Genomic DNA, 25220 nt, shown 5'->3' on the forward strand with positions numbered 1-25220 from the left:
TTCTTGTGCTGTTTTCTGTACATGTATAGGTGCCCGGATCATGCGAGTCATCAGCTTTTCTGATGCCAGAAACAAGCTAAAAAGCGTTCTGGATCAAGTGGTTGGCGATGCTGACTACACGATTATCACCCGCAGGGATGCGGAAGACGCGGTGGTGATGTCCCTGGATCAGTTCAATGGTCTTATGGAAACGGTCCATCTGCTCAAAAGCCCGGCCAATGCGGCGCATCTTTCAGAGTCCATCAGGCAGTACCGGACAGGCAAACTGGAGCAACATGGGCTGACGGATGATTGAGGTTCTCTCATGGACCCGCGCAGCCTGGTCGGATTATCTGTATTGGCAAACACAAGACAAGAAAACCCTGAAGCGCATCAATAAGCTTGTTCAGGATGCCCAGCGATCCCCTTTTGAGGGGTTGGGGAAGCCTGAGCCGCTGAAAGAAAATCTGACGGGGTTTTGGTCCCGGCGTATTGATGATACGAATCGCCTGGTCTATGCCGTTGATAATAAGCAGCTAATAATCATTTCCTGTCGTTATCACTATGAAAGGTAGTGCAAAAGTAAACGCGCCCGGCTGCACCAGTGCCGGAAGAGGCTCATTTTGCCAGGCCACATGGCTGAATCGGGGCCGAGAAAGGCCATTTGGGGACATCTATCGGGGGGAACAGGAATGCGATTGCTCATGCTGGTCATTGCCGTGCTGGCCGCCTGGCAATACGGCCCGACGCTGTACAGCGCCGGCAAGACGCAGCTGGTCGAGGCGGGCATCATTCGCGGTGCGCTACCCGGCGCGCCGCGTGAACGCCCCGCCGTCGTGATGTACGCCACCCGCAGTTGCGGCTACTGCGCCCGCGCGCGCAAATTCTTTGCCGAGCACAACATTCCCTACACCGAACGCAATGTCGAGGGCCGCAGCCCGTATCGCGCTGAATGGGAGCGCGTGGGCGGCACAGGCGTGCCGACCTTCGTGCTGGGGGGTGAAGAGGTGATCAAGGGCTGGAACGAGCGGCGGCTGCGAGAGCGGTTGCTCTGAAGGCTGCACGGAAAGGAAGGCGACCTATGTACTTAAAAAATGCATATAGGTCGCTTTATTTTCTGACGGCTTGATTGAGCTGTCAGCACAGGCTGTTTTCAACAGCCTGTGCATTGCGGCAGTGATTCCCGATGGCGCCGCCACTGTCGTCCTGGGTCATCGTTGCAGGCCTGTCGTTGCCGGAATGGCTGATTGAAATCGAGGCAGAAGCCATGTTGCCGGACGGCCACCCCATGGTGGATGCGGTGTCTCCGTGCGCCTCGGTAGCGCGTCGCCAGACAAGCAGGGCGTGTGGGTGTATAGGAGGCCGGCGTCGGGCCAGGTTCCACCGGGTTAGAGCTTCGGTGGAACACTGAGCAGAATACGGTGGAATATCCGCCACAACGTGGCGGATATTCCACCATGTGCTCTCGTAATATTGCACCCCTTGCGCTGAGAGCCGCCGCGCCTGATGCAACTGCTTGCCGTCCGCAGCGGAGGTTTATTGAACGGCGCCGAACTGTCGCGGACCTCCGGCATTACGCAGACGACCTTGAGGCGCTACCTGACTTTGCTGGAAACCCTGTTTCTGGTGCGGTGGGTGCCGGCCTGGGCATCGAACCTTGGCAAGCGGCTGCAAAAATCCCCCAAACTGTTTCTTTCCGATCACGCTTTGATGGCGCATTTGCAGGGGCAGGGTGAAGCTGCCCTGCTGCCCGGTGCGCTGGTGGAAGCCTTCGTGCACGCGGAACTGGCCAAGCACCAGGGTTGGGCCGCGATGCGCACGCAACTGATGCACTATCGGGCGTTCACCGGCATGGAAGTGGATTTTGTGCTGGAGAACCGTCGCAGCGAACTGGTGGGTATCGAAGTGAAAGCCGCCTCCACCATTACCTCCAAAGACCTTAAAGACTTGCGCCATCTGCGCGACACCACTCCCCGGCAATTCAGGCGAGGCATTTAGTTCTATACCGGAGAGCGTGTGGTGCACTTCGATGAGCAATTGATGGCCGTGCCGATCAGTATGTTGTGGGCGGGGGCAGCGGCAGGGCTTAATGTTTGTTGATAAAGCACCTGTGGCACCCTGATCAAGCCTGGAAAGTGTTTCAGCACGGCTATAGGCGAGAGCGAGGATACCCGAGATCACGCCGTAGTTCGGCCATGATGGCCTGCATCCGAGAAGGCGTACCCCGTTGCAACGCGGGGTTCTTGCAATTGGGGCAGTAGTTGTAGATCTCATGCGGTCTTAACGCATCGGAGACCGGCGCCACCGTGGTACACCAGCCACAGTCGGCGCAACGATAAGTAAAGGGGCGCGGGCGAATGGGCATGTCATGCCTCCTCGTGCGCGGGATCGCGCGGTTCCGCGCGGGCCTTGAGTGCCTGGTAATCCCGGTAATGAGTGTAGGCGTGCCGTGACACAACCCAGAAACCGATGGCTGCCAATACATTCTTCACCATGTGCTGCTCCTGCCGAGTGGTGGTGTGGCGGGGTTGCATCCGGGGGAGGGGCATTCCCTGCCTTATGCATCCCTGTCCCCGCCACGCAAACAGTATTGGCGACCCGCGCGACAGATTGCGTCGCAGGTGAGAGAAATTTGCCGTGCAACAGACAAGCCGGTAAAAACAATCGCTAGGAAAGGGAGTGATTGCATGTTGACCTACACGGAACTCAAGGCGCGCCACCGGGGTGTGCGCGATACACACCATGAAAACCTGCGCGTACGGGTGCATCGCGCACTGAGCTGGCTGCATCGCGCCGAGCAGGCCGAGGATGTGGATGCACGGTTTCTGTTTCTCTGGATTGCCTTCAACGCGGCGTACGCCCAGGAACTGGATGAACGGCATCGGTCATCCGAGCAAGCCATGTTCCGCCAGTTCGTGAAGAAGCTGTGTGGTCTGGACAGTGAAAAACAACTGGAGCAACTGCTCTGGAAGGATTTCTCAGGGCCGATACGCACATTGCTGGATACCCCCTGGGTATTTCGCAGCTTCTGGGAATGCCAGCGGGGTGAGCTATCCGAAAGTGAATGGCAGGCGCGTTTTACTGCCGGTAAGCACGCTGCCAACAGGGCGCTGGCGAAAGGCAATACGGCCACGCTGCTGGATATCGTGCTGCAGCGTATTTATGTCCTGCGCAACCAGATCATGCACGGTGGCGCGACCTGGAATGGCCAGGTCAATCGCCGGCAACTGGAAGAGTGCACCAACCTGATGGGCAGGCTGGTGCCGGTGATCATACTGCTGATGATGGATAACCCGCGCACCCTGTGGGGCGACCCCTGCTTCCCGGTCGTCACGCTGCTGGCGGCGGAGTGAGGGCATCCACCTCAGCAGTGGCCGGGCGGCCAGCGCAGCGCCACAACAAGGTGTTCCCCGTTGCGGACCTGTGCAGCAAGGCGGCTTGAAAAAACACCGTCCATATCCTGGCAGAGGAAGTACATGGTGTACTTCCTCTCGCCGTGGGGCTATCTCAACGTCAGCGTGTAGGTGGACTGGAATGTGGCGCCCGTTTCAGCCACGGTGAAGGTGAAAGAAACCTGCCGATTGGTGACGGTCACATAAGTGACGTCCAGCCCAAACGTGACACTCTCGCCGGCCTCGATCACCTGCCCCGATGCCAGCCCCGCAAAACGCGGTGCAAGGGAATCGCCGGCGGGCGCTGCCTGAAGCGTCGCAATGGTGAAATCCTGCCCGTGCGCCGTCAGGCGATACTCTGCCAGCCGCTCCGTTCCGCTGTGGCTGCCCGTGACGGTCTTGCTGAGGCTGCTGCTGGCAGCATGAGGCAGATTGACCGGCCACCATTCTGCCGGGTCGAACGGACTGGCAGGGGTATACCGTTCAAGCGTCAGGACAGGCTGTATCGCCGTCACCACCACACTGGCCGGATCACTGCTGCGCTCGCCATCGGAGACAGCCAGGCTGAACACGTAATCACCGGCCACATCAGGCGTGAAGCCGGGGCTGGCGGCCTGATCATCGTCCAGAGCGGCCACACTACCCGCCGGACGGCTTTGCAAGGTCCAGGCATAAGTGAGCAGGTCCATGTCGGGATCGTAGCTGCCGCTGCTATCCAGTTGTGTCGTGTCACCGAGATAGAGCGTCTGGGAGTGGCCGGCATCCGCCACGGGGGCGCTGTTGGCCGTTTCGGCGGTGACAGTGATGCGGGTGGGCTGGCTGTCCAGCAAACCGTCGTTGACCACCAGTTCCAGCACATAGGTGCCGTCCAGATCGGCGGTAAAGGCAGGCCAGGCGGTGGTGCTGTCCGCCAACACAGCAGCGCTGCCATCCGGGCGGGAGACAAAGCGCCAGGCGAACAATAGTGCGTCACCATTGGCGTCCGAGCTCAAGGTGCCATCGAGCATGACGAGCGTGCCGGTGGCGACGTTCATGTCGCTGCCAGCGTCAGCGACGGGGGCGGCATTGGCGCGCGTCGCAGAGACCGTGACACGATCTCCCTCACTGTCCAGTTCGCCATCGCTGACAATCAGTTCAATCACATAAGTGCCTTCCTGATCGGCCACAAAAGTCGGCGCTACGGCGGCGTCGTCGAAAAATGCGGCGGCACTGCCGGCTGGCACAGACACAAAGCGCCAGCGGTAAGTGATGAGGTCGCCGTTCGGATCATGGCTGGCGCTGCCATCCAGCAGAACCGTGTCGCCTGCGATCACGTTTTGGTCTGCACCGGCTACGGCAGTGGGGCGTACATTATCCACCTCGGCCAACACCATAATGGTGACGGGCGCACTGTCCAGCTCACCATCACTGACCACCAGACGAATGATGTACACCCCTTCTGCCTCCGCCAGAAAAGTGGGGCGCACCGTGGCAGCATTGGAAAGTGCCGCGAGGCTGCCCGAAGGCTGCTCAATGATTTCCCAGTGATAAACCAGCAGATCCCCGTCCGCATCCCGGCTGCTGCTGCCATCCAGCGTCACAGTGGTGCCGACCTTGACGAACTGATCCTCGCCGGCCCTGGCGACCGGCGCACTGTTGGCGAGCTCCGCATGAACGCTGATGGTGTCGGCAGCGCTTTCCAGTTCGCCATCGCTGACGACCAGTTCCACCACATACACACCTGCTGCATGGGCCACAAAGCTGGGGCGGACGGTGGTGTCGTTTTCAATCGTTGGCCAACTGATGGACGGGGCGGAGACCATGCGCCACTGGTAAGTGAGCGTGTCACCGTCTGCGTCCTGGCTGGCGCTGCCGTCCAGCGTGACCGTGTCGCCGGATTTGACATGTTGCGTGGTGCCAGCGTTGGCGGTGGGGGCGGTGTTGTCGATGACCGGAGGGGGCGGTGTGCCTCCTCCGCTGCTGCCTCCGCCGCCGCAGGCGGACAATATGATGGAGAGGATTACAAAAAAAATGCCGTGGGTGATGGTGGGTTTGTGATAGATCATCCTTGCCTCTTTTTATGGTGCCGAGCTGGTGATAAATGCCGGAAACAGCTTTTCAGGGTGGAGGTTGGTCAATATCCGTCGTGATTTGGGTTGTGCTGTTGGCGGCTTCGTGGGAGGGGAGTATTGGTGGTGGGGGCGTCAGATGGTGTCGGAGGTGCTGTAGAAGGCTTAGCTACATTCAGTTTCCGAGCCGTCATGCTGTCGCTACTATCAGCTGTGCATCACCAGTTCCGCCAGCTGACCAAGACCCAATGTGGCCTGGCCTGGGAAAACGCCTCAGAGCAAGGAACCTCCCTGCCATACTTATTCATGATGTCTAGTTGAGCGAAAAAGCCTCATCTCGGATTCGTTCAATCTCAAATTGATCATGGGTAAAATATCGACGAGGAAGTTTTTTCAATATGTGCCTCAATGTCCATGACTTACCCCTGAAATCGAGATTGTGTTCGCTCCCGAGTCACCGGTGAGGTACATCCGCAATGCGTATAGCAGATCCGGTGTATTGCGGAACATTTCCGGTTTATCAATTTGTAGGCTGATTCGGGATTTAAGTTCAATATCTTTATCGATCACTATCCTTGAAACCTTGTCTACCAAGGTCACATACTTTTTGGTCACATCCTTGTCGGGGGCTAAAATCATTCTGAAATTTCCACCCTCAATCCCCCGGCTTCGAAGGAGCGCAAGAAGAAGTTCCAAATGCTTACAAAGGGTTGCTATCTGATAGCTTTCGCCGTCAGCAACAATCTTATGGAAGTCAAACTCGAGACAACCATATAAGTTCCTGGTTAAAGCCCCGAGCTCCTCTTCAGTCAATTTGTTGATCAGCGTTTTAGAACGCCAAAGGGCTATCGACAAAACCTCCATGGTAATGGATCTGGTCAGGCCCTCATTATCAATGGGGTCGATGACATTCTCCAACAGCTCTTGTTGGTATGGCAGTTCGGCATTACCGATGGCGAAAGCAATATTCTTGTGGTACCTCCGCAAAAGCTTTTTATCCTTCACAGCATCAAGGAGCCGGGAACCAACAATCCCGGGGGCATCCTTATGTAGACAACACAGAAAGAAGAAAAGCTCCTCTTTAAGGGTGTCCGGCATATTTTCTGACTCAATTATTGATATGATTTTTTGAGTACCTTCGAATATCGCGTTTCTAAAATGGTCAGGCACATCTGACTCTGAAAGGGAGTGGCCATGATTCCAGATGGTTAATGCTGGAAATCGGAGGCTGAAGATTCCTTTTTCAGCATACTCCATGGTTCTGGAAAGCTTCCGATTGATGGTATCCTGTGCCTTCTCCTGGAGCCGCGAGGGTAAGCTCTCTGAAAATGATATATTTGACCCGGAAGGACCTTTTTCATTAGCAAAAACATCCAGATAAACCGGGCATCCTTCATATAGGGAATTTTCATCAACAGCGTCAATAAATTGAGAACTGTGGCAAAACACACTCTCTCCATCAACATTGACTCGGCAATAGTATTTCCCGGTACGGTCAGTGGTTCCCCATTCCAAATAGCCGACTTTTCTTTTATTCAGGATAGATTTAAATTCCTGTTCATAATCGAACGAGATCAGATCATTCAAGCCTGCAATTTTGGAGCAACACCAGTCCAGAAGGTCAGAGAAGCTTTTGCCGTCTTCTTTCGGGAATTGCTGAAAATCGGACCAGCTTCTACGGGCTGGAAAATCTGGAACCGGCAAATTCTCAAGATCGGCTGCCTCACCCTCTGATGCTGAGCGCCATTCAACCCGAATAGATTTAAAACCTGCTTCCGCTGAATCCAACGGAATGAATTTCAATTCGTATGGATCATCCGCTCCATAGGTGTAGGTCATCTTCAGCTTGCAGGCCGTGGCCTTCTTCAAAGGGAATGCTGGCGATTTCAGGTATGCAACAAACTGCAGCTCTTTATTGCCTTCTCCCTGCTGCAGAGGAAAACTGTAATGCGTTTGTCCGGCTGGAAGAGTAAATGACTCTTCTACTGGTATATTCACAGTTCTGCCACGTTGCGGTGTTACTGTCGCATCTTTTACCAAATAGAAATTTTCAAAGTGCCCATCACGTACAATTCGGATCGACAGCTCTGGAAGATGATCACGCCAAAGGGCAATGTCATCAACTTCCTCCTGCCATCTGTTTAAAGTCTGGCAGCCTTTAATTGGTGACCATGCAGACCCCAGCCACTTGTAATCCATTCGCACATCAGGTTTCCTGATTGTATCCTCAAGAGGCAGGATAAAGACACCAACTCCACGACAATCCCTGTTTGTAGAGTTCAGGCAGTCACTGATAGAGTAGTTTGATAATATGTTGAGATCTAAATCCTGAGTCAGAGCCTCCCGAATAGAACCTGGTAAGTGATACCAGTGGTCATCTTTCACAAAGGATACTTCCCCTGAATCACTAGCTAAACCATCGAAGCCGAACAAATGGAGGAGTTCTTCAGAAGTCTGGCAGCCATTACGGTCAAGATTGCGGGCCATGGCAGCATGAATGCCTCTGTTTGGCACAATAACCGTAGGATGTCTTTCCCAGCTCATTCCTTGTGTCTCAGGCAATATTTCGTCCAGCTCTTTTTGGTATATTGCCTGAACTGGGGTTATTGAAATGCCGCCGTCAAATGAATCAACCACCAGCACAAAATCATTCTCTCGGACTCTGTCCTGTACAAATTTCTTCGATGATTGCCATGCAAAGATAGCAGCTATGCTTTTGGGAAGCGGTGTCGATTCATCAAAATAAAAATTGACGCTTTTTCTTATTCCCTCCAGATCGAAGTCATTGCCCCAATCAGGGACAAGATAGGTCAGCTTGTCTGCCTTGATATAGTCACTCAACTTTTTAGTAAAAAACATCGATGCACTGCTTTTGGTGGCATCGGGCAGTGTTGAGCTATGTGAAAAGAGGCTCCTCATGCTGACCGTTTCAATATCGGAATGCAGGGCGATTGATTTTGCGTAACCGCAGTCTATTACCACCCCTCCATTAATATTTAAAGGCCAGTGCTGCTGAAGCAACCTGAACGGCAGGTGCGCCTGAGAGCCTGTATTATTCGTGAAGGTCGGACGGATAGAACACAGGTCAACAACAGAGCTATCCATCCGTATTGGACCACTTTGATTATTTGTCGGCGCAGAATATTCAAACGGGGCATCCGAGACTAATGACAGTATCGTCTTCGGTATCTCTTTGAGAGTTGTTGGCTCTATTTTTAATTTCTTTTTTGCGCCCTGAGCTTGCTCAATAACAAGATTCCCGGAAACGATCTGTAATAAATACTTATCCTCACCGACTTGTATCTTCCATTTATCACCCGTCAAATTGAAATCGACAGGGATGATTCCTGCTGGAAGGGTTATGTCGTCAGCACATTTGCCCTGTCGGTTACTGCCGATAACAAAAGAAACTTCATCTCCAGCGGATAGTGAATTGATGTCTAATTTTCGGGATAGATTGTCTGGTTTGAAATACAGGTCTCTTCCATCATCAGAGGTGATAAACCCGAATGACTTATCGGGCTTTATGAACTTTATCTTCCCATTGATATTTGAGTCGAACGCAGGAAACAAATATCCCCGAACGGGCAATTCTGGAGCTATAGAAAAATTATCATAGTCGAGACCGACCGGCTGCTGAACTGTTCGAAAACGACCACTATCGTTAAGCAAGGAAAGGGTATTCCAATAAATAACGCTGAGGATATCGCTATGGACTCTTTTGCTGTCCCCTGTGATCTGCTCGTCTATGGTTTGGAGCCAGAGCCAACCATCCCAGACTTTTCGATAACGCTTATCCTGAAGAAGCGTGTTGTTGGGCGGAAGATTGCCCCAATTGCCAATTTCAGCGGCATCTTCAGTTCTAAGCCAGCGCTGGAGGGAAACAAGCAGTTCCTCACAGGTCTCTTCTGTCGCTGCAGACAAAGCATACTGTCTTTCAATCAGAATCTGCTCCAGCCGGAATAGAAAAGCTCTTAATAGTCGGTTTTCTGCCGCATCAACACTGGATCTCCGCCTGACAGCCTTCATATAAGGTTTACCGGAAAGCTTCTCGCGGAGTGTTCTTCCCGGCTGACGGCTGAGCCATTGAACACTGTTGCTGTCAACCTCTCTTGCCGCATGTATTGGCAGCATGGCATGCTCTCGTAATATCTTATCCCGAGTATGCTCCATGATTGCCAGAACAGCTTCCTTCGTATGCGACACAATTCGATAGATACGGTCTTTTATCTCACCCTCAGGTGACGCATCCTGCAACGATTTCGCCACAGCATCCAAAAAGTCGACAATGCCGGTATGTAGGGCAGGCCCGGAAACAGGGTCGAAGCTCGATACTTCCGTCAGCCAGCTGCGCAGCATCAGCATCAAAAGAGCCTTGGCCTTTATCTCATCCTGACCGTTTAACGCCTTGTAAATAGACTCGACAGAATCAATAGCACCGATGGATGGTTCAACAGTCTGGGCAGTCGCATGTTGACGTTGATGGTAATCGGACAGCATGCGCTTCTGTCTGGCTGTTAGCTTATATTTCTGCGGTTCCGCCATCTATCAGTTCTCCGCATTTTCCTGACCGTTCACAGCCTCATCATCTTTTAAGTAATTGGCGCTGTTCCAGATGAACTGCCCGTAACCAAACTCACAAGCCAAATCAAAGTCATCGATTATTGTATAGTCGTCATTCACCAGCTGAGTTCGAATTTTATCAAGGCAGTCCGATTTGGATTTACCTCGGGTTTCAATGCCGCGCAACTTAGGCATGACCTTCTGAACAAGCTGGTCTTCAAATGCGACTTTCATCGCTTTGACCAAGCTTGCGTCATCGTTGTTTCTCTGAGCTTCCAGCACATCAGGATAATTGGACATGTAGTATTCGATGGATTGCCACACCCTGTGCCCCAGAGCTCTGCCAACCTTGGACAGCGAGGTGTTCATGTCTTCGATGAACCCCTTGAATGGCAAAATCTGATCGTCGTTGAATTTACTTTCTCTGCACCACCAACTCTCCCACAGTTTACGAGACAGCAGAGGAGCTTGATCGCCCAACGGTTTCAGCTGACGGCGTCTTTCAAGGGTGGTCGGCCGGGGGAAGTTGATTACAATCCCTCGATCAAGGACCTTGTCTGAGAGGGATTTGGTTGTCTCGTCCTGATTCATTGTTCCAGCCCAGAGCACATTTCTCCCCAGGGGCAGATCATAGTGTTGGATACCTGCGCCCAGCTTAACTTCAAGGCTCGGCACCTCATTGCCTTTGCGACCGCGCCGCAGCTCAAGCTTGCTCAAGAATTCCGCAAAATAGAGTTCGACATGGGCAAGGTTCATTTCATCCATCAAAATCAGACTCATGACATCTTCAAGGCCGAGAGGATATCCTTCAGCTTGAGCCTTTTGACTTTGTGCCAATAAACGCAGAACAGGCTGGGCATCAAACTTGTTATCGATAGAGTTGAAGAAACCAAGCATGGATTCCTGACTGTCCCAGTTCGGTTGCACGGACAGACTCAAAAAGTTTATGCCGCCAAAATGTGAATATAGCCTTGGCAGCTCGGACTTTCCGGTTCCGCTTACGCCTGCCAGAACAGTCATAGGAGACCACTCTGAAGTTTTTAGAGCGGTGTGGAATGCGTGTAAAATTCGCCGTGGGAATCTCAGCCCATAATCGATGCAGGATTTACTGATCCCGTCCAGCCATTGAAGCTCTTCAACTTTATCCACCGCACGGGGCAGTTCCTTTTGAATGTATGGAGTTTCAATGTCCCGAATCCTTGCCTCACGGTCCTGTGCCCGTTCGTACGAGGACTGTAAACGTTTAAGTTCCTCCATCAATCGGTTATTGTCGGCATCCACTGATTCAAACCGCCTCAGCAGAGATTTGTTTTTATCGGTCAGTTCCGCTACCTGCATTTCAAGATCCGACTGTGCGCGTGCTGAACTTCTGAGAGCCTCATTTTCTTCAGAGAGTCGCTCACAGGCCAGCTGCAGTTCGCTCTGTTCGGACTTCAAGCGATCAAAAGCTTCCCGCATCTCCTGTGTTGGGCGTGTGGCAAGGTCATCGCGCAGCTTTTTAATTTCCTCTTCATAGGTTTTCAGTTTCAGTAAAACATCGGCTGGGTCTTCATCACCGAGCTTATGCTTCAATTCTTCAAAGTTTGAAATTAGAGCACTGCTCGTTTTGATAGATTCTCTCAAACGTGCAATTTCATCATTAAGCGCAGACTTCTCATTCTCGAAAGATTGCTTCCGTTCAACAACCTTGGCATCCACCTCAACGTTCAAATTAGCTTCTCGTTCCTCAAGGCGGTTTTTGCTGGATTGAAGGCGCTGCTTTTGATACTCAAGCTCATCCTTGAGTTCATCAAGCTCAGCCTGATCCTTCAGGAGAGCCTTTCTTTTTTGTTCGAGCTCATCCTTTTCCTGTTGAATCGCCGCCTCATGAACTTTCAGTCTATCAGCTATCTCTTTCTCCAAGCTTGCTATTCTGGATGTCCTCTCCTCCGAAAGTTCTTTTTCAATGGCAGTCAGAGCGTTTGCCCGTTTTGACTCCAGCTCCTTTTCCTGTTCTTTCCGAAGATTGAAGAGCTCGTCATCAAGCTTTGCCCGGGCATCTGCATACCCATTGTCCCTTTGGATTTCAGCCTTTTGTACCGCCATCTCTCTCTGTCGCAATTTTTCCTTTTCGCTTTCAAGAGATTCCAGCTCGCCCACGCACTTAGCTTCCCGCTGTTCCAATTGTTTTTTGAATGCTGCGAACTTTTCCTCAAAGAGTTGCGGAAAGCCGTTTTTTGCCTGAAGCTCCATCTCTTCAAGATGAACGCGTTTGTCATTCAGCTCCGCTTCTTTTTTGGCTGTCGCGTCTTTAGCGGCCTTTAACGCCTGTTCCCTTTGGGCAATAACCGTTTCTTTTTGAGTCAGAGAGTCTTCCAATTCCTTCAGTTCCTGCTGTTTATTCAGGAGGCCAGCCTCTGTGACATTCATTGTTTTATCGGCCTGATCTGCCTGTTCATTATCGGCAGAAGACTGGGCGCTCTGCTTGTTCTTGTTGCCCATTAGAAGACCTCCGTTATTATCTTGATTGCTTTGAATACATTGTTTTTCAACGACTCCATGTCGTCCCGTGAAAAGTCAGATTGCTGTTTATTGCCGTGTCCACGCAGTTGGATCAAATTGGCAACAAAATCAACGAATTTTGAATCTGATTTTTGCATATCGATCAGTTCACTTTCTGATCCCAATAGGAAAACCGCAAGAAGGTGAGCTCCCAGAGTTGTGCTTGAGCCCTGAACAGCACGATAGAGTCGTTTGGTATTTACGGTGCTGATTTGTTCGGGGATGGCATCAGGCGCAGGATAAAACCCGGATTGAACGATTTTTTCAATCGCATCATCCCTCAGGTTTGTTCGATTTTTGACTGATGATCTCCGGTCCTTGGCGACTTCAAACAACGACAGCTGCATAATGGACGCCAACAAATTTATGTAGCGCTGAAGCTGCTCGTTATCCAGATTCGTCCTCTGGCTTAAGATCGTTACTTTGACCAACTCTTCCCGTAACGACGGGGAAACAGCTTGAACAAATCCAAGCCCCAATGACTTGTCCAGTTCGATCCTGGCCTTCAATCTGACCTGATCAATATCTCTTTCCTGCTTTGTTTTGGCTGTATAGGCATCTTCGGTTATATCCGGTATTAGCGACTGGATGAGCCGAGTGGTTCTATCGCGATAGCCCTCAAGGGTTTCCGGTGAAAGTTCAACATCGGTTGAGCTTCCATGGGATACCGGGTCCCTGACTTCTTTCAGCGCATTTATAAAGGAGAGACATCCAGAGTCTTCAATGGCCAGATGATTCAGCGGATGGTTGGGATCATTTATCGCCCCGGCTATTGCCAGAGCCAGTAGCGGCTGCATCTCGGAAACACCACGGTCAACGGCTCTGATTTTGCCGGATTTCACTTGAAGAAGGGCCTTCACACTGTCCGAAACATCAAACCCAATCTTGGTGGCAAACGAGCGCAGTATCTTGTCATTTTCCCGGTAGGATTGTGACGAGAACAAGCGCTCCCAGTGAGTCACAGGGTTATCAGATACAACAAATCGCAGCGCCCATTCTATGGCTTCATACAAGGCGACTACCGCCAAGCCGGTCAAACGGGCGAATTCCTGCTCATCATTGGATGAATCAACCTCAATTTTTTCAGCGTCTGACAGATACTCTTGTGCGCGTCGAAGTGGGCGTGCTATCCGTGGATATTTCTTCAATCCGTCCGTCGCTGAAGATTCATCCTCAGCCTCTTCATTGCTTTGGTCGGAACTCAGTCGGTCGATAACGCCTTTATTCTTCAAATCTATGACCCACTTCCAGTCCTGAGAAGTAAGGTAATTGGCAAAGCTTTCAGAGAAGCCAAAGCCGCATCCATCCGTCACCAAAAGGTCAGAATTGCCTATCTGGATAAGGACATTGCAATGCAAGTAAACCAGTTCCGGATTCTCATGTAAGGATATGGCTTCAGCCATTGGCACCGGAGGCGGGTACTGATCGACACCTTGGTTCAACAGGGCATGCCGCTTATATTTCTTCTTAAACTCCCTGATGGCTCTGATGATATCGTTGGAATCAGGAACTGCTTTCCAGAAAGAGTCTTTTGATGGTCGTATCTGTCTTGCACTGACCCTCGACTTCTCATTGGTTGGATTGATTAGAAAATCAATAAATCCGTTGTCACCAATACTTGAGATTTTTTTATAGCTCAGCTGCTCCGTGCTGACATAGGGAAGAAGCTTCCCGGACAGCAGATCTACAAACACTGTGGCCACGGTGTATTCCAGATTTCCGTCTGATTTATTCTGCCACTCGTTCAGAAGCTCCTGTCCATGCTCAGACAACTCATAGCGGTCATTTAAAAGGCCTAGCTGGTTGAGGCGATTCTGAATGAAGGCCACCAGTTCATTTTCCAGACAAGTGAGCAGCGCAATATTTTCCGTGTCGCCGGATTCTATCTCGGTTATTTTCAAGACAGTTTCTTCAAACACATTGAGGCCGCTCTTTTTCTTTTGCGGAATAGAGATGTTGAAGGCGTGACATGGCCATAGAACACTTTGTCTGGCGGCGATGTTCAATCCATCCAATCCTGTGCGGAAACTGATTACTTTAGGACGATGGTCTTTTGCTGATTTTTTTGTAGAGGGCGCACTCATAGGATCACCCCCTTTTCATGGCACAAATCATAAAAGTTTTTCAGAGCCGGAACTGCATCCACAGCTATCTGGCTGTTTGCAAGAACGCCGTCTCCCACAATGGCTAAGACCTTCTTCTGGCGACTCATGCTCACACATAGGCGGTTTTCCGACATGAGATGGCCGAATAGTTTTTGCTGCTTCTTTTTGTAATCCTCCTCGTTGCGTATATGAGGCGGCAAGGTGTTCATATCCTGAGACCTCACCATGGAAAGAAACACAATATCGAATTCCATCCCCTGAAAGGCATCAACAGTGCCGATGCGGAGCCGCTCTTCACCATTTTCAAGAAAGCGGTATTCCTGACATCTCTGCCATGCACCATCCTGTGCCCGTTCCGTGATTCCGAATTTTTGCAGGGCTTCATAAACAGCAAATACCTGCGCCTTATAAAAACTGATTACACCAAAACTCAGCTCGGAACCTTCTTCAGAGCCAATCCACTTGTTCACGTGCTCTGCTATAACCTTGGCTTCAGATACTCTCTGCCTGCTTCGGCTGGGCAAGACAGCTTCCTTCCCTTGACTGTTAGGAACATCAATCCAGATAGCGGCTTTGTTTTCTATGCCCTGAAGGCGTTGCTCAAAGTGGCTCTCAGATAATGGAGACCGGTAACCCTCGTTATATTTCTGATAGAAATTATTGCTGGCAAAATCTCCCAACAGCGGGTGTGTTCGGTACTGAGCATCCAGCGTCACTGTTCGCTTGATGTCATCCTTCTCCTCCAGTTTTTTCAGGCGGTTGAACAGATACTCAAACATACTTTTCTTCACAAAATCGACATCAACCGGCGGGCCGGATGAATCGTCACCTTCCAAAGCTCTCGCGACCTCTTCATCAATCAAATGAGGCAACTGCCTGTGGTCCCCGACAAGGATTATTCTTTTTTCCGCCTGAGACATCGGAATAAGCAGATCTCGCGGGCTGGTTCTCGCTGCCTCATCTATGATCACCGTATCGTACTTGACCATTTCTGTTCGCTGATCATATCGGACGTTTTTATTCTTTGAGCGGATGATATCTTTCCCGACCGCCTGTTGAGTGGTTGCAGCATACACAAAGTTGTAGTCCTCTATGGCCTCACGAACGCCATCAGGATTGTCTTCAAGCTCATGTAAAAACTCAGCCAGAATTGCATCCCGTTTATTGGTTGAATTGAGTTTTTTCTCCAGAAGCTGAGATACCGCTGCCACCAATCTCAAAACATCTTCTCTTGGTTTTTCAGTTCTGAAATCGGGAGAAGGCAGATATCTATAGAGCAGCGCTTCTTTCAGTTCTCTAAGCTCTGGAAGAAAACTCAGCGGCTTACCGCTGCGCCAACGGGCCGCTTTTTCAAGAACGCTTAAATCTAAATTGGCAGGTTCGTCTTCGATCTTATCCAGCAAATCGACAGCTCTTGCGGCACCGTCGTCTTCAAAGGCTGCTTCACTGACACGAAGGGCTCGAACGAGCCGCAAGGTGGAAGGATCATTCGGCTTCAGTTCCGTTTGCAGGGAATTGATGATTTCTTCAGCCTCACTGGTGATATCCTCAGAAATCACGTCTCTGGGCAAATCCAGAATACGTTTCATTAAACTGACTGTGTTGTTCTTCGAAGGACACAATGAATATGCGACAAACAGCTCTGCGAGTCTTACCTGATCCTCAGTCTGAGCAATTTGAGGATTTTTGTTTCGAATATTCTCGGCGACATTGGAGCACCATTTGTTAATTTTTTCAGTGACGGCATCTTCCGTAAATTCCGAGTCACCGGACCTTCTGCCGAACTTAACTGCCGGAAGTGCATTAACACTCAGCCTGGCAACGATATTCTCAACGGCATCATGCTGAAAACCGGAGACAAGTATCTGACCTCTTATAGACTTGGTTTTGTCATATTCCTCATTGAGCCTTTCAAGAATTGCTGTAACTACAGTTGTTTTTCCTGTACCCGGCGGCCCATGAATAAGAGCGATGTCCGGGGTGTTTAATGCGACTTCGATGGCTTCCACCTGCCTGTCTGTGGGTGGATGCTTAAAAATCTTCTCTTTTACGAAGGACGTTAAAGGCTTCAGTTTGGTGACGCGCTGTATCTCCGGAAGGGTTCCTCCTTCTTCTATCAGTAGACCGAGAAGCGGATTAGCACAGCGTCCTTCCAGAATGGCTGAACGTGCCCGCATTCGTCTTTCAATCTGAATCTTGTCGCCATTGATGGACAGAATCAAAAACATCTGACCAGACGGAATTGACGGCAGATCCAATTCAATGCTGGTTCTTGAAATTTTAAGGATCGGGGCATAAACAGAAGCTGGCATTTCAGCATCGTTCTTTTTATGATCCTTTTTGGTTGCGAATTCTTCTTCCAGAGCCTTGCTGTAGGCTTCCCATGTAAGATCAGGATTCTTGAGGTATAAAGGCTCCTCGGAGGTGATCTCTATCTCATCACCTTCGGTAAGTTGGTCCGGAATAGACGACACAAAGAACTTAACACCTTTTGTTGTCTGTTCAGTGCCATGATAGTCTATTCTGCCAACGGCTTTGGCCCTTGCCAGCAGCATTTCACCTTCAATTGCACCGTACTCGTCCCACTGTTTCAGGTAGCTCCCGGTCTCCTTGGTAAGCTGACTCATCGCTCCTGCGGCTAAAGCACGAATGCGACCTGTCTTGGTGTAGTCAGAAAACTGGACAGCACCCCTTGCCAGACGCAATGATCCTTCACTCTTCTGGTTATCCTTAAAGACCGCTTTAGTCGCAAAATAGATGTCCTTTGATTTATCGACATTGCGCCTTTCAACCGGGATGCGAACCCTCTCACCATATATAGAGAATTCCCGGTATTTCTCCTGCACAACGCCCCCCGACTCAGGCGAGTCTTCATCCTCGGGACTATCCGCTTCAAAGTCAGCCTTGGCGGATGGACCACTCATAAGTAGAAAGAAATCTTCACCGCCAACGCTGATTTTGCATTTATCGTTTAATACGCTCCCCAGCTCTTCAGCTCCATTAAAGCGAATGCCATTTCTTTTAGCCGTTGATTCTATGCGCTCATCAATGCCGATCTCCACGTCGCCAATTTCAACGATTTCGCCATTGAAAAAGACAATTTTTACAAGCGCACTACCGTCCTTTGCAACCTGCAATACCTCGGCAAGATGCGCACAGCCTCTTTTCAGATGAAAATTCAGATCTTTTCCGGCCGAGGGATCACGAATCAGCACGTTCCACTGCTGGCCATTGATTCTTAATCTGTATGCCTGTCTGACATTATTGGGTGCGATATATCCAACACCCATTTGGGGCGTCTCTCCGGCCAGCTCAGGTTTCATCCATAATTCAAAGGTGATGTCAGCATTTATATCTTTCAGTCTCATTTGCCACCTCCGCTGATCATGCATTTGACCAACCGAGGACTATTCAAATGTACAAACATCCAAAATTGAACATCCGGCGTTACCTGGTCTATTTTCATCTGTGAATAAAGCTTTTGAAAACCACTTTGCAGGTGACTGGCAGCAGCAACGGATAATTCGGCTTTGCAATGGTCTGATTTTTTAATCAGAATTCCTTTGGCGGTTGAAGAGATGAGCACCTCTGCTGTATCCGAATCAAGCATTGCAAACTCATCAAAAACTCGCCTCGGTATCGTCAGTTCGGAGCCCTGAGCGATCTCACGTACATACTGCCAGGATGGCGAGTTTAAGGGTTTGTCTGGCCCATTCCATCGATAAGACTCAAGAATGAGCACCTGCGGCCTTTGTGTTTTACAGTAAGGGCAATTGTGACCCTCTGTTTCCGGGTGAATGAAGTCGTAGTAATAGTTCATGGAGCAGCCCGGGCATGTGACGGTTATATCCGCCGCCTGAGCGAGAGCCTCAGGCCAGTGATAGATGGTCGGTCGCAGCAAAGGGGATGTCCTGCCCAAGCCGAATGTGCCCTCAAATAAAGTAATCAGTTTCTCTGTCAGGAGAAGGGATCTGGGCAGACCGCTGTCGGAAGAGTTGGAATCATCATCTTGGTCATCAACCCAAGGGAACAGTCCGGCATAGGCTTTATCTTCAACATCCTCGCCATCATTTTCCTCATCAGCCCAGTCGCCTTCATCCGTTCCATCCACCTTTTTTCCGACAAAAGGGTGAATCAGCGAAAGCAAGTAGAAAGCCACGACCGCGAACGCATGACAATCGCTTGAAGGTCTTCCACCGTCTTTGCCCTGCACCAGCTCGGGGGCACCGCATTTGGGTGTGTAAACAACACTTCCGCCTGCGGTAATTTCAAATCGAATATTGTCGGCATCAATAAGCCAGACAGATGAATCATCAAGCCCCTCTGAAATAAAGATATTGTTGGGAGAGATATCACCATAGACCATGCCATTACCGTGAAGGCGTGCCAGCAATGATGCGCATTTGTAGAGCGCATGAAGCCTGCGTCTGAGCCCACCGGTTCTATAATAATGAACAATCTTTTTAGCTTCGTTCTCCGGCATTGCCGAAAGCCATGCCGGGATATCGTCTGGACCAATATTTTCTGCGGACTTGCCATCGAGCCAGAAATGACTGAACGGAACCATTTCACTCAAAAGCTGCATCACATAACCGGCATTGTTTTGAAGCAGAGCTGCCGGTACGGATATATTCAGGTTCTCTGGCAGAGGCAGGAGCCGGACGCGCTTAAAGCGCTTTGAATACCGTTCCACCGACTCCTCATCGGTGACCGGAGTTCCGCTTTCATCTGTAACAAGCTTGATCGCCAGATCAGGGTCCTTGGTACGGAAAACGACCCCTTGGCCTCCTTGACCGAGCACCTTGTCCTGAATGTATACATTCTGATATTCATCCACATACTCGTTGAATCTTTGACTCATTGGGAACCTCCTTTCTTAAACAGACAAGCAATCGTCTTGTCATCGGAGTGTCCCGGAACCGGCCATTCATTGAGCCAACGTTTAAGATCCCTCTTTATTTCCTCCGACTCCAGGTCTGCATAAGTGGAGTAGAGTTCCTGTGCAAAGGTCATCTGCTTTTCAGGTAACAGGTCATCGGATATGCCATCCGTGCATAGCACAACTGCATTGCATGCCGTGCTTTCAATCGTCGCGGTTTCCCACTGATCTGGCTTAAACTCCTGTTGAAGGCTGTTTGTGTAGTTTGAGAAGGAAGCCTGTTTGTTATCACTGAGAATAAGGTGGTTTTCGCCAGTTTCTCCAAGGGCGGCAATCATTCCGTCACCAAGGCGGCCAAGAGTAATAATCCCTTCGATCTGGATGGCGAAAAGGCATGTGGCCGAACAATCTGTTGAAGAGTACGGAGCTATTTTCACGAGCCAGTTGGCATGGATCAGCCTTAAAATATCAACGATATTGGCATCAGGGGTATTCTGGTAGCTCTTGGCTGCCTCAAACACAGCCAGACAGGCGGCTTTTGAACCGTGATCTGAATGTGCCTTACTGCCCAGTCCGTCCGATACAACAACGACATTTCCCCATTTATACCGGCGAGCCATCCAAGAATCCTGATTGGGAATCCCGGCTTTAACATGTAGGGGGCCGATTACTGAGGCACCCCAGCTATTCCAGAGTTGATCAAGCATCCCAATCCTCCTCTGGTTCTTCTGTTTCAGCCGGTGCGGATTCCAGAATCCGGGCTGTGGATACTGGCGCGGTCAACGGCTCATCAGAACCAAAGATTGTGCTGTCAATCGCTGAAGCTATGTTCTCCGAAAGGTAAACAGTGTTATTTGTGGAAATTTTCTTCAACTTAAACAGGTCAGCATCAGCGCCGACGGCAACTGTCCGGATGATCAGGTCGCTGAATGTGCCCAGTTGGTTCTGAAAGCTTACGATGTCTGAATTGGGGAAATTTCCGTCAGACAGGATGAGAGTCCTCGCGCTTCCGGCATCATTCAGATGCTGGGAGAGGAAATCAGAGAGATCACACAGGTTCGAGGAGCCCTCAGCATTTAAGGCAGGAATATCCCCGTCGCTTTGCAAAGCGACATCGGAAACATTCTGTGCCCATTGATAAAAGCGGATGTCAGAGCCTGAGTATTTTTCCTGATCTATGAGCCGCAGCTGAGCCGCATAACGGCACAAATTCCGCTGAAGATGGATTTTGCCCATCTCATTCATACTGCCGGAAACATCAACAATGATATAGAGGGGTACTTTCATCGATGACGCCCTCCAGGTTGAATCATTTCTTCCAGCTGCCTGAACAGATTGTTACCCGATACCAACTGGAGGTTTTTCGAGTCGTCAATCTTCTTTCTTACGACTTTGTTTTTCGGGTAGAAACATGAGGCCAGAACGGCTCGGCCTTCAATTCCGCCAAAATAACGGACAATATTCTGGAGCTTCATGACATGCTCACTGTTCACATTGCCCGCCTTGCATTCGATGACATAGAGACGTCGCCCATCCGTGAAAGTAATATCAAGCTCCTGATAAGTATCCCCAAACAGGCTGCTCAGTTGTGCGCTAAAGCTTGATGAACTCTTGTCGGCAACGTCTTCTTTGAATGAGACCTCAAGGCCAATGCGCATATCCTTGATCAGGCCGACATCAACAAGGGGTTGAAGCTTCATGAAGGTGTATTCTTCAAACCATCCACCTGAAAGATATTGAGCAAAATCCGGCCAGTCTTTGAACTCAAAGTGTTTGGTGCCGACACTTATCTTCGCACTTTTATCCTTGGAGAGCTTTGCGTAGATGTCGCCATTATGCAGTTCAAATGGCTGAAAGCTGTCGTTATAACGAGACAGCTCTCTATAGAGCCGTGAAATTTTGGAACGCGCCTGCCAGAGCTCATTGGTCAGATTTTTCCGGTCAGGAGATTCAATGTCGGGTATATCAGCCCAATGGCCAGCCTTCGAAATAAACAGATTATTGCCGTTGAGCTGGATAAAGGTCTCTACCGATGGAATCAGTTTTGTCTCAACGGTCTTAAAGTCATTGAGATAAACCACCTGATTGTTCCGGCTGTTAAAATAGAATGGCGTCGCATTCACCTTGCGACAGGCGGCAAGAGCCCCCGCATACATCAACTTGGTTCCGCCCGTTAAGTTGAAGCCGATCTTCGCATCGGCAGGCATTTTCGCGATCAGATCCAGAATCGTGGTTCGGACATTTTCAGGGTCATATGGGTCCACCGCAATTTCACCGTACTCAGCTTCTCCAAGAAACTGTTTCATGACATCGGCAGGGAACTGTGCGGAATTCACAAAGATGTGTTTCCTGCTTGAAAACTGGATCACGCCAAGCAGGTTCGGCACCCGTTGTTCGCCGAACAGGTGAAAAATGGCATCATACTGATCAGGTTCCGCATCAGTTGTTCGAACCTGTCTTCCGTGCCATTCTAGCCACTCGTTCGGCAGTGCGATTCTTTCCGGAGGTCTTCCGGGTTGAGAAGATGCTATAAGGCGTTTTTTGAGAGTCGGATGCCTCAGGGCCGCAAAAGCCCAAACAAAAGCCATAACGGGAGTGCCCGGGCTAAGGTAGAGCGTAACCAGTTTTTCACCTTCAGATGCTGCGACCGTATTCAAAGATTGAGTCGCAGCCTCATATATGCCTTCTGTGTCATTGAGATGCTTCAGGCCCACGGGGTGAAAATGTACATTGACCTTTTTACCGGCATCCCGAAGCTGCTTTTCCAGCCATTGAGTAAAGTGGTTGTGTGCCTCAACTGAGTTCGAGAACAAATCAATAATCTCTCTCGCAGCAGCAGGGTCAGAACCATCAGTGTTTTCTATTTTTTGTTGAAACCCATCTTTTCTGTTTGCGGTTTTATCCGGGTGCGTAAAGCCAAGGATGACCACATCGGTGTAGTCTTCCGCCAGCAAAGCTCCCAGAACGGGTCCGGTTGTCTGTTCCAGTCCAATTGAGGCCCTGAAATCAGTTATTCCGTACCATGTCATTAAATATTTATTCATAATTTTTCACCATTTACGTACGGACGGAACCAACTGACCTGATTCTTCAAGCGATCGGCAAAGACGGCGCGGTTGTCTGTATCGAGTCCTTTAAATTTTCCAATTGCTCCACTGACAAATGAGCCCGCATCGTCTTCATTCATGCAGAATCCGATGCGCATTTCAAAGAAGCTCAGAAGGTCTTTGCATGATGAATTGCAGCGCTTCCAGTTATCCGCAAAGGCGATCACAAATGTCCCATGCAGGGGGCCATCCTCCAGGATTTTCTTTATGCTCTCTTGTGGTGAGGGCGGCTCATCTTTCTTCACCGGTCGAAAGCTCGCCGGTCCGGAGTGGAATTCCTTTGTAGAATCCAGGCCGTCTATGATCAGGATTCTTTTGGATTTGTGTAATTCGTCGGGGATGTCGGTAAGGTTTAGCGAGGTAACACACTCGTGTTTTGAAACGGGTCTTTTCCCGGAGCCATCGAGATATTTTGAAGCACCAGCCGATACAATGGAGCGCCCGTTAAAGTAGATGATTTCATCGATGCCATTCTGAGCATCCAAGCTTTGAAGGATGGAGGCGAGCAGACCGTCGTGGATTGCATCGTTATAGCCGGATATCAGTAAATTCGATGACGGTCGGTTAACCAGTGTCAGTGAGAGCGGCTCAGCTTCAAAACTCAAACGCTCACCAAGGTGCAGTTGCACCGCCTCATGGCTTTTTGAGTTGAACCAATCAGCAGCAGGCATTTCCGGCAGACGCGAACCGTTGAATATTCTTGTTGAGCCGCAGTAACCACGCTGGTCTGCGATCTGAGTAATCTTGTTAATGTGATCCTTGCACAGCCCACGATCGGCAAATGGAATCAGAAACCGTTGATTTGCCGATTTTGCCCCGTTGGAATTGTTAATGATCCCCTCCGGAGGGCTGCTCAATTTGGAAGCCTCCCAGTTGCTATTGCCAAGAATCATCGCGGAATCTTCCTCGCTGCAGGCAAGGGCAATCCGGCAGCCGATCTGGCTTATCAGCTGGCCCATTGAAAGAGACTGGATTCCTTTCAGTGTCTGGGTGGCCAGCAGCACATGTATGCCGTAGGCCCGTCCTTGCCTCAGCAGCTGGTTCAACATTTTCTCTGCGGGTTCGGCCACTTGCCGCCCCTCAGAAAACAGGATCTGAAACTCATCGATAATCAGCAGGACACGCGGGAGCTCGGCTGCTGAAGATTCCCTGTATTCATAAAAATCGCGGACAGACCGGCTTTTGAACTCCTGAGCCCGTTTTTCAAGCTCCTCGGTCAAATGCGCCAGAACAGTTACCCCGTATTCAGGGTCACTCTCTGTTGCCACCAGTTTTGCCTGAGGAAGCGGAGGGGAAGCATAAACACTGAATTCCGTACCCTGCTTGTAATCCAGCAGGTAGATATTCAACTCCGAGGGTGAATAGGTGTGGCAGAGGCTATGAATCAGAACATGGAGTAAATTTGATTTTCCGGAGCCTGAACGCCCCGCCAGAAGAACATGGTGCTCTGTATTCACCCCGCCGATAGAGAAAGGAACGATCTCGCCTTCCGAAGTCCAGCCGATCGGCACCTGTACACCCTGAACAGCGTCGTGACCCCAGTAGTCCGAATTGCACCAGAGGTCAGTCAGACTCTTGCTGAATTTCGCGCTCTGTTCATATCGGTCCGATATGGATGCCAGAAAGTCGGTCAGCTCAGAACGTCCGGGCCAGAACTCCTGTTCCTCCACAACACTGATTTCAGAGACATGCTTGGTCAGTATCTCTGCCGGAACAATGGAATCCATTCTCTTGGAATATTTGTCTATCGCGGTGCGCAGCCCCGTAAACTTGCGGTCCTCCAACCGACTTTCATCAATGGTCAACACCGGAAGCACGCCGCAGGCAGGTCCATGTTCCAGAAGGCGGCCAAGGTACCAGAGGCTTTTGTCCGTCAACTGTTCCGGCACTCCGAAAATGAGCAACAGTTTATATGGTATGGGATTGCTGCTGTTTGCCTCGTTGTAGGCAGACCAGCTCTTGATCTCTCCCTTGAATTTATTCTGAAGCAGATCCTCAACATAGTCCGTTAACCGGGCCAGGGCATTTTCCAGTTCGTCCGACCGGGTCAGCAATCGCTGCTGGGGAAAGAGCCGTTTTACTTTCAACAGAGAAAGGAACGGGTCCAGAGACGTGCCCAGTCTCAGCGGATCTGCAGCGGTAATTTCAACATTGCCGACCGGCATGCAGTGCATCAGCCGAAGCATCAGCTGGTGAATTAACCGGTGTCCTGTAGTCTGGTCAGGCAGCCAGAGCGATTTCTTAAAAGGGAAAGGGATCAGCCGTGGGATATAACCTTTCCAGTTCTGATAGGTAAGATACATGCGCCCGAATGCCAGGGCGTCAGGGAAACGCGTGCCCGTGTTGATATTTTCGACTGTTAAATCATTCAGATGCGGCTGGCGCTGGCGGACCTTTTTGCATAGTTCATCAAGATGTTTCAGGGCCGAAACCCATTCCTTCTCAAACTCCTGATTGACAGTGGCAAGCCGCTGTTTTCTGGTGTTGTAAGCTTCCGTTTTGAGTTTTTCGCCCGGGTAGTCTTTCTCAATGCGGTCAACCTTTTGAGCCCTTTGAGCAACGGCATGATTCAATGCACCAACTGCATCGAACAGACGTTTAAGCAT

At 50.4% G+C, this 25220-nt stretch carries 16 protein-coding genes; 5 read left to right on the forward strand and 11 right to left on the reverse strand.

The window, feature by feature from the left end; genetic code table 11:
• Positions 1-40 precede the first annotated feature (40 nt).
• The 4 genes from S7S_RS02485 (at position 41) to S7S_RS02500 (ending at position 1977) form a co-directional block, all read left to right on the forward strand.
• Entirely contained in the window at positions 41-295 is a 255-nt protein-coding gene (locus S7S_RS02485) for a type II toxin-antitoxin system Phd/YefM family antitoxin (RefSeq protein ID WP_008739657.1), read from the forward strand.
• Positions 288-554: a Txe/YoeB family addiction module toxin gene (locus S7S_RS02490; RefSeq protein WP_008739659.1), complete on the forward strand. Its 267-nt coding sequence runs from the start codon at positions 288-290 to the stop codon at positions 552-554. The genes S7S_RS02485 and S7S_RS02490 overlap by 8 nt, the downstream gene beginning before the upstream one ends.
• Positions 555-671: 117 nt before the next feature.
• Entirely contained in the window at positions 672-1034 is a 363-nt protein-coding gene (locus S7S_RS18715) for a glutaredoxin family protein (RefSeq protein WP_169745544.1), read from the forward strand.
• Between the two features lie 451 nt (positions 1035-1485).
• Complete coding sequence (locus tag S7S_RS02500) at positions 1486-1977, forward strand: DUF4143 domain-containing protein (protein ID WP_008739667.1); 492 nt, start codon at positions 1486-1488, stop codon at positions 1975-1977.
• A 368-nt stretch (positions 1978-2345) separates the two neighbouring features.
• Here the strand turns inward: S7S_RS02500 and S7S_RS20090 are convergent, their stop codons facing one another.
• Complete coding sequence (locus tag S7S_RS20090; RefSeq protein WP_274544712.1) at positions 2346-2474, reverse strand: hypothetical protein; 129 nt, start codon at positions 2472-2474, stop codon at positions 2346-2348.
• Positions 2475-2666: 192 nt separating this feature from the next.
• Here S7S_RS20090 and S7S_RS02505 point away from each other — a divergent pair, with 192 nt between their 5' ends.
• Positions 2667-3332 carry a HEPN domain-containing protein gene (locus tag S7S_RS02505; RefSeq protein ID WP_008739668.1) on the forward strand — a complete coding sequence of 222 codons (666 nt, stop codon included), beginning with the start codon at positions 2667-2669 and terminating at the stop codon, positions 3330-3332.
• A gap of 149 nt (positions 3333-3481) precedes the next feature.
• Here the strand turns inward: S7S_RS02505 and S7S_RS02510 are convergent, their stop codons facing one another.
• From S7S_RS02510 to S7S_RS02555, 10 genes are all read right to left on the reverse strand, one after another.
• Positions 3482-5416, reverse strand: coding sequence for a PKD domain-containing protein (locus S7S_RS02510; RefSeq protein WP_008739669.1), 1935 nt, complete (start codon positions 5414-5416; stop codon positions 3482-3484).
• 408 nt (positions 5417-5824) lie between these two features.
• The gene (locus S7S_RS02515) at positions 5825-9964 is read right to left on the reverse strand and encodes a DUF2357 domain-containing protein (RefSeq protein ID WP_202966519.1); all 4140 of its coding nucleotides are present in this window, start codon (positions 9962-9964) and stop codon (positions 5825-5827) included.
• 3 nt (positions 9965-9967) lie between these two features.
• On the reverse strand, positions 9968-12463 hold the full coding sequence (locus S7S_RS02520; protein WP_008739672.1) for an ATPase: 2496 nt from the start codon (positions 12461-12463) through the stop codon (positions 9968-9970).
• Positions 12463-14607, reverse strand: coding sequence for a hypothetical protein (locus S7S_RS02525; RefSeq protein ID WP_035205790.1), 2145 nt, complete (start codon positions 14605-14607; stop codon positions 12463-12465). Before S7S_RS02525 ends, S7S_RS02520 begins: the two co-directional genes overlap by 1 nt.
• Entirely contained in the window at positions 14604-17996 is a 3393-nt protein-coding gene (locus S7S_RS02530) for a DEAD/DEAH box helicase (RefSeq protein WP_008739675.1), read from the reverse strand. The genes S7S_RS02525 and S7S_RS02530 overlap by 4 nt, the downstream gene beginning before the upstream one ends.
• Positions 17993-19489, reverse strand: a complete 1497-nt coding sequence (locus tag S7S_RS02535) for a protein kinase family protein (protein WP_008739676.1) — start codon at positions 19487-19489, stop codon at positions 17993-17995. The genes S7S_RS02530 and S7S_RS02535 overlap by 4 nt, the downstream gene beginning before the upstream one ends.
• The gene (locus tag S7S_RS02540) at positions 19486-20214 is read right to left on the reverse strand and encodes a PP2C family serine/threonine-protein phosphatase (protein ID WP_008739677.1); all 729 of its coding nucleotides are present in this window, start codon (positions 20212-20214) and stop codon (positions 19486-19488) included. The genes S7S_RS02535 and S7S_RS02540 overlap by 4 nt, the downstream gene beginning before the upstream one ends.
• Entirely contained in the window at positions 20207-20794 is a 588-nt protein-coding gene (locus S7S_RS02545; RefSeq protein WP_008739678.1) for a vWA domain-containing protein, read from the reverse strand. The genes S7S_RS02540 and S7S_RS02545 overlap by 8 nt, the downstream gene beginning before the upstream one ends.
• The gene (locus tag S7S_RS02550; protein WP_041025920.1) at positions 20791-22551 is read right to left on the reverse strand and encodes a Card1-like endonuclease domain-containing protein; all 1761 of its coding nucleotides are present in this window, start codon (positions 22549-22551) and stop codon (positions 20791-20793) included. Before S7S_RS02550 ends, S7S_RS02545 begins: the two co-directional genes overlap by 4 nt.
• Positions 22548-25220 carry an FtsK/SpoIIIE domain-containing protein gene (locus S7S_RS02555; protein ID WP_082027611.1) on the reverse strand — a complete coding sequence of 891 codons (2673 nt, stop codon included), beginning with the start codon at positions 25218-25220 and terminating at the stop codon, positions 22548-22550. Before S7S_RS02555 ends, S7S_RS02550 begins: the two co-directional genes overlap by 4 nt.

Source organism: Isoalcanivorax pacificus W11-5 (assembly GCF_000299335.2).
In the GTDB taxonomy this organism is placed as follows: Bacteria; Pseudomonadota; Gammaproteobacteria; order Pseudomonadales; family Alcanivoracaceae; genus Isoalcanivorax; species Isoalcanivorax pacificus.

Excerpts from the sequence above, each read along its gene's own strand:
- S7S_RS02515 (WP_202966519.1), bottom strand. The coding sequence starts at position 9,964 with ATGGCGGAACCGCAGAAATATAAGCTAACAGCCAGACAGAAGCGCATG.
- S7S_RS02500 (WP_008739667.1), top strand. The coding sequence starts at position 1,486 with ATGCAACTGCTTGCCGTCCGCAGCGGAGGTTTATTGAACGGCGCCGAA.
- S7S_RS02540 (WP_008739677.1), bottom strand. The coding sequence starts at position 20,214 with ATGCTTGATCAACTCTGGAATAGCTGGGGTGCCTCAGTAATCGGCCCC.
- S7S_RS02485 (WP_008739657.1), top strand. The coding sequence starts at position 41 with ATGCGAGTCATCAGCTTTTCTGATGCCAGAAACAAGCTAAAAAGCGTT.
- S7S_RS02505 (WP_008739668.1), top strand. The coding sequence starts at position 2,667 with ATGTTGACCTACACGGAACTCAAGGCGCGCCACCGGGGTGTGCGCGAT.
- S7S_RS02555 (WP_082027611.1), bottom strand. The coding sequence starts at position 25,220 with ATGCTTAAACGTCTGTTCGATGCAGTTGGTGCATTGAATCATGCCGTT.
- S7S_RS02530 (WP_008739675.1), bottom strand. The coding sequence starts at position 17,996 with ATGAGACTGAAAGATATAAATGCTGACATCACCTTTGAATTATGGATG.
- S7S_RS02490 (WP_008739659.1), top strand. The coding sequence starts at position 288 with ATGATTGAGGTTCTCTCATGGACCCGCGCAGCCTGGTCGGATTATCTG.
- S7S_RS02525 (WP_035205790.1), bottom strand. The coding sequence starts at position 14,607 with ATGAGTGCGCCCTCTACAAAAAAATCAGCAAAAGACCATCGTCCTAAA.
- S7S_RS02535 (WP_008739676.1), bottom strand. The coding sequence starts at position 19,489 with ATGAGTCAAAGATTCAACGAGTATGTGGATGAATATCAGAATGTATAC.
- S7S_RS02520 (WP_008739672.1), bottom strand. The coding sequence starts at position 12,463 with ATGGGCAACAAGAACAAGCAGAGCGCCCAGTCTTCTGCCGATAATGAA.
- S7S_RS18715 (WP_169745544.1), top strand. The coding sequence starts at position 672 with ATGCGATTGCTCATGCTGGTCATTGCCGTGCTGGCCGCCTGGCAATAC.
- S7S_RS02510 (WP_008739669.1), bottom strand. The coding sequence starts at position 5,416 with ATGATCTATCACAAACCCACCATCACCCACGGCATTTTTTTTGTAATC.
- S7S_RS02550 (WP_041025920.1), bottom strand. The coding sequence starts at position 22,551 with ATGAATAAATATTTAATGACATGGTACGGAATAACTGATTTCAGGGCC.
- S7S_RS02545 (WP_008739678.1), bottom strand. The coding sequence starts at position 20,794 with ATGAAAGTACCCCTCTATATCATTGTTGATGTTTCCGGCAGTATGAAT.
- S7S_RS20090 (WP_274544712.1), bottom strand. The coding sequence starts at position 2,474 with ATGGTGAAGAATGTATTGGCAGCCATCGGTTTCTGGGTTGTGTCACGG.